At 45.1% G+C, this 5,313-nt stretch carries 3 protein-coding genes and 2 pseudogenes; 3 read left to right on the top strand and 2 right to left on the bottom strand.

Going from position 1 to position 5,313, the window contains the following annotated elements:
* Positions 1–451 precede the first annotated feature (451 nt).
* Positions 452–646: pseudogene (locus E5161_RS20550) on the top strand (tyrosine-type recombinase/integrase); the annotation flags it as partial.
* Positions 647–980: 334 nt separating this feature from the next.
* On the opposite strand, the gene E5161_RS20555 reads toward E5161_RS20550, so the two are convergent.
* Together E5161_RS20555 and E5161_RS20560 are read right to left on the bottom strand one after the other, a co-directional pair.
* Positions 981–1,193 carry a hypothetical protein gene (locus E5161_RS20555; RefSeq protein WP_136779754.1) on the bottom strand — a complete coding sequence of 71 codons (213 nt, stop codon included), beginning with the start codon at positions 1,191–1,193 and terminating at the stop codon, positions 981–983.
* An 818-nt stretch (positions 1,194–2,011) separates the two neighbouring features.
* On the bottom strand, positions 2,012–3,112 hold the full coding sequence (locus E5161_RS20560) for a copper amine oxidase N-terminal domain-containing protein (protein ID WP_136779755.1): 1,101 nt from the start codon (positions 3,110–3,112) through the stop codon (positions 2,012–2,014).
* Positions 3,113–3,931: 819 nt separating this feature from the next.
* Between E5161_RS20560 and E5161_RS20565 the strand changes: the two genes are divergently transcribed.
* Both E5161_RS20565 and E5161_RS21220 read left to right on the top strand, forming a co-directional pair.
* Complete coding sequence (locus E5161_RS20565) at positions 3,932–4,507, top strand: YjgB family protein (protein WP_136779756.1); 576 nt, start codon at positions 3,932–3,934, stop codon at positions 4,505–4,507.
* Positions 4,508–4,603: 96 nt separating this feature from the next.
* Positions 4,604–4,816, top strand: a pseudogene (locus E5161_RS21220) (IS110 family transposase); the annotation flags it as partial.
* Positions 4,817–5,313 lie beyond the last annotated feature (497 nt).

Genomic DNA, 5,313 nt, shown 5'->3' on the forward strand with positions numbered 1-5,313 from the left:
GTGATGGTGACGAGGTCGAAAACCATCCGCAACCGGCCATAAGCACCAATAACAGTGCGCAAATGCTTGTTTGTCCTATCTTTTTCAATGGGTCCACCTCTGGATTTCGTATTAAATTTGACGTTGGAACCGCTCTTCACCGCCATCGTTCTTGGCGGCTTCTGCTTTAAGTCTTCCCTCGAAAATGCTCAAGTGATACGGAAGTCGGCGACTCTGTTTTATTCGATTCGCCAGACTCGCAAATTGGATAGTTTGGTAACCGGATTATTCGTGAGAAGACAATTCCTTCGAGTTACGCAAAAATTGACTTTTCCTGTAGGGTATTTGTTGCATTAATGTTGCGGATTAACCGCCGGTAGATTATTACAAAGGCCCTTGCTTGGCGTGTTCAGCTAATACGAATGGGTCCGGATGTTCGTCACATTCTTTTTGGAATCTACCGAACCATTTCTCACCTCATTCATTACGGCATACGCACACATCACTTCTCGCCGAGGCAGGTGTCCCGATCGAGGAGGCTGCGGAGCGGCTCGGGCATAAGAACGACAGGATCACCCGCGCTATATACCTTCACGTCACCAAAAGCGTCAAACGTGAATCCGCAGATAAATTCTCTTCGCTTATGGCCGATGTGAGCAAATTGTGAGCATTTGGCTTCATACTTAACTCCTCTCCCTTTACCGTAGCGGTTTTTACGCCCTCCATCAGTAATCAGCATCATCACGGTACCGTACTATAACATCGTTAACCCCGAAGTACAAAAATTGTGAATTGTGCGTCATATCAACGTTTTTGCCTATCCAGTAATGTAACATCACAAACGGCATATCACGGTTTGTGCGTAAATCACGTGAGCATATTGTGATCATGTGACCAAAAGGCGTAAAATATGAAAGGACCGTGGAGTAATTCTCCAGCGGTCCTTTTTGTGCAGTGTTTCAGCTATCTAAATTAACAAGCCTCTCGCGGGGCGCTTTTTTTCATCGTGGTTTCATATCTTTTTTCAAATTTCGGTAATACGCCATGACATCCCCCTTGCCTTCCCTAAGACGTTGGCTGGCGTCATGGCCGATTTTCCCAACCGTATCTTCGACTCCTTTAATGTATCCCATTGGGAAGCCGATCTCCACGCCATCGTTCAAGCCTTTCATATAAAACGCTTGCTGGATGACGCTGTTATCTGAATGCTGCATGAAATCACCACCTCTCGATTTAAGTTTTCCAAAAAGCGTCATTATATGTACCCGGCCGCTTCTTCGTCACCGCAAAGGTAGCGGTATCCGAAATGTGCTAACAGGAGCGGTTCTGAGAAGGAGGGCCGTATGCTACTATTTTTGACGCGCGATCATTACCCATCAAATGGAAATTTAGTGAATTACTAGCCATGAAGTAACTCGTCTTGTGGCTGAGGGATAAACCATCACGATGTATCGAACAACACTATCAGCTTGGAAGGCTGATAAAATGATGTTGTTGCGCTCTGCCGAACCGGGTTAATCTCTTGATTCATAAGGGTTTTCTCGGTTCGCTCTTTGTTTTGGTTTGGTTGGTTGGGGTACTTGTTGACGGTTTTCGTCAACGATACGTCAACAACATTTCCAATCAGAAGCATCCTCATCACATTAGCTGTAAAGCTAGGGCATTCGTTAAATTACACATTAAGCTTCGATCGGCCAGTTTCTGTATTTTTCCTTCGCTTGATCCAGGAAGGCATTGGTTAGAAACCGCAATTGCTCACCTTTGATCTGCTCCCTGATTAGTACCATTTTCACAGCATTGCTAACCTTCGCTAATACATCCTGTTTATGTTGATTTGTCCACTTCGATTTGGAACTCCTTCTTCATGGCTGCAACCACTTTTCGGATCAAACCAGCAATAAAATCATTAGAGAATGCGTCGCTCCCCATGTTCTCGACAATGTAGTAAAAGGCCATTTCCTCAATACTTGTACTCTCCAAAGAATACGTAATCGTTCCATCTAGTATTCTTTCCTTTCGTATCAGTCAATGACTACCGTTCAAAGCTGAAGTCGGCCTGTATATTGTCATAATACAATGTCGTCAATCCTTCGTATCCTGAATCCGTACCGATTACGAGGTAGGCTTCCCCGTTCTTATTGGTTGTTACCTTAGTATCATATTTGAACGGCTTGCGTTGATACCCTTCTTGACCTGCGTCCGGCTTCGCGATGTTACCGATCCGTTGCATCTGTTTTCCGCTCTGACTCTGACTTCCCGTATCGATGCTCATTCTAAAGTAATCATCCACTATAATCGGCTTAGGTTCCATATTGACTACCCCTGCCTTTACGTGAACGGCTTCCGAAGGTGATCCGCCTATACCGAAGCTTCCTCCAGCTTCGTTCGTATAAAGATCGAAAAGCATGCTGACGTTATATGTCGCATTGGGTTGAAGTCCTGATACTTTCTTGTACATGAACATAAATAAATCATCACTTCGATTCATTCCTTGGAACTTGTACCCATAGTTTTTAGTATTTCCGGGAAGAGGAAGCAGCTCTCTCTTATGTTCAAGCTCGTAAATCGTATTGTCACCTTGTGAAGGCAAGTCCGCAAATTCGCCAATCCAATTGTCAGTCCCCTCATCAAAGGAGGACCTGTACTTCACGATAGGTACGTCATCTGATTTAGATACAATAATCTTACCTAATGCCGGTTGCCATACGATATTGCTGTGCAATGCATTGGCAATGACACGCAAGGGTACAAATGCATTTCCATCCAGCGATATGACCTGTGCTGGCATTCTGATATAGGAGCCGTCCTCTTTCCACAACCGATCGTCATTCAACTTGATCGATAAGTTGGTATTGCTGATAGAAAGAGTGATTTTAGCTGTCTTTGGATCCCACGTAATCGGGATTTTCAAACCTTCAGCTAACGATCGAATCGGGGCCATAGAATTTCCGTTCGTTAAGTAGGGAGCGGTTGTAAGTTGATGTGCACCCCTATAGTCGATAACCGTTTTTTTACCAAGTTGAAATGTAACAGACGGCTCGCTTTTAGCCTGAATTGTTCCTGCGGGAATGGCGAGCATCGATGATATCAGTGTTATAGATGCGAACATAATTGCTTTTGACATTTTACTCATGATGAACTTCCTTTCTGAGATCCGTAATAGACCCTACTATTAACGGAAGGGCATGCTATTTTGTTGCAGCAGATTCAGAAAGCAGTTAATTCAATAAGTTAAAATCCAACGAACTATTATTTGTCACCACGATGTATTGACACTGCGCCTCGTCATAATTAACCCATGGGCTAATCGCGGGGTACCGGGGTAGGCCCCCCTTCCAAACACGCCTCCGCGGGGGGCATGTATTAATTCCTGCAAACTGATAACTGTCAAGCGTTCGGAATTCCAGCAATCCCTATTTGCAGCCGCTTCGTACAATAATGGGCACTTTTACAATCGCTCCAGTGCACAGCCCGATCTCCGAGCCTTTTAATTGAGGCTTCGCCATCATAACGGGGCTATTTTAAGGAGATCGACACCCTCGTTCCCCAACCATACCATTTAGGTAGGCTTTAATGAGATACCGAACCATGCCCCAAAACCCCGCCAATTCCATTTCATCAAAGTCCACTTTGGCATACAACTCCGTGAACTGCTCCTGAAGAAATTCGTACTGCGGAAGCAGCAGTGCAGTTCCACATCATCATCGAAAAAACGAAAAAGCCGCGCTGCGCGCGGATTTGAATGTATTTATGTTGTTACAATCTCAGCGCTGCGGGTTATTATTAATTTGAGCGAAGGCAGAGGTTCGTGATGTATAAAAACCTAGCAAGGAGCATTCTACCTAGAGAATTACCATAAAAATTGGATTTGAAATCGATCTTTTATTTGGTTTATAGTGGTTTGCGGGAGATAAACCAATCCCACATAACAAACAAGTGAGGAGATGCTCACATGAAGAAACTGCTTAAACCTGCACTGGCTGTGACGCTCTCCAGCCTAGTTCTCCTGACTGGAATCTCTGGGCAAGCCGCGGCCCAAGGAACGGCAAAAGCAGTGCAGCAAGCCAGCGCCGAAGACGAAGCGATGGCGCTCAAGACACTGAACAGCTTCTATAAACCGGCGCTGAACGGCCGATTCCCCGTTTCGGCAAACATGTTCACGATTGGTGTAAGCACACGTAATCAAGTCGTCGGTAAGATCGGCCAGCCGGACAAGCCGCGAACGAACGCTACTGGGTTCGATGTGTATCATGCCGAGATGGGGAACCCCGGATATGCGTTCGCGTACAATAATAACAAGCTTCGTGAAGTGCGCTACTTCGGTACGAATGTCCAACGGCAGACGAATATCGGCGGCATTACGAAACGTATGCTCTTTAGCAACTGGTACGCCCCCTCCGATTCGGTTACCATACGGAATGGTTCCCTCGTACAGCAGAAAATCACGTATAATCGCGGAAAGTACAAGCTGGAGTTTATTTTCAATACCAGTACGAATCTTGATCATATTAACCTGCTTAAACGATAACGCGGAGCCAAACACTCCACCAACAGACTCGCCAGTTGAAACCGGCGGGTCTTTGCTTGTTGTGCCCTGGCAATAGGTTTTGCAGTGGTACCTACTACATTGCTTACGGATTCGAAGCGTGGATCCAGTAGGCTTAGGCACACGTTGTTCTTGGCCGTGCTCTGTGGCTTACGACGCTCCGGCAGCAAAAAAATGAAGGCCTTTAACGATAAGAAGATTGCCGAGGGAAAGCCACACAAAGTTGCAATGATCGCGTGCGTCAATAAGATACTTCATTGGATTTTTGCTCCAACCGAAAAAAATCACTAATATCCAAGGATGTTGATACTCTCGCTTTCCGCCCACTTTCATTCTCTAAGGAAATTGAATTTGGTGTTTTCGCAACAATTGTTGCATATTCGTAGGTTGTCGTCGTATACGAAAACCAAATAAAGACCGCAAACAGAAGCAGGGCAGTAAAAACCCCAATCATTATTCTCCACTTCGTGTATACTCTATTAATGTTCTCTACCTCCTCTTTCTTCAATCAGGCTGTGTCGGCAATCAACGGTTTCAATATGCAATTTCCTGTTACATCTAATACTATGCCCCAAGGGATTTGTTTTTATTATTTCACCTGTCTACTTTGAGGGGAGCATATCATTATATCGGCAGCCTGTTGTCGTTCTGCTATCGTACCCGTTAGAATTCCTGTAATGCGATTAATTCGGACTTTGAATAAAAAAGAGTGCCTCGGTAAGATAGGGTTGCACACGGGGTCGTTGCCCCAAAAACCTATCATCATGGAGGTCACTCTACAATGAAGT

The sequence above is a fragment of the Cohnella pontilimi genome (assembly GCF_005049045.1).
GTDB lineage: Bacteria > Bacillota > Bacilli > Paenibacillales > Paenibacillaceae > Cohnella > Cohnella pontilimi.

What these genes read in the sequence shown, in the direction of transcription:
- E5161_RS20555 (WP_136779754.1), bottom strand. Translation starts at nt 1,193, where the DNA reads ATGCAGCATTCAGATAACAGCGTCATCCAGCAAGCGTTTTATATGAAA.
- E5161_RS20560 (WP_136779755.1), bottom strand. Translation starts at nt 3,112, where the DNA reads ATGAGTAAAATGTCAAAAGCAATTATGTTCGCATCTATAACACTGATA.
- E5161_RS20565 (WP_136779756.1), top strand. Translation starts at nt 3,932, where the DNA reads ATGAAGAAACTGCTTAAACCTGCACTGGCTGTGACGCTCTCCAGCCTA.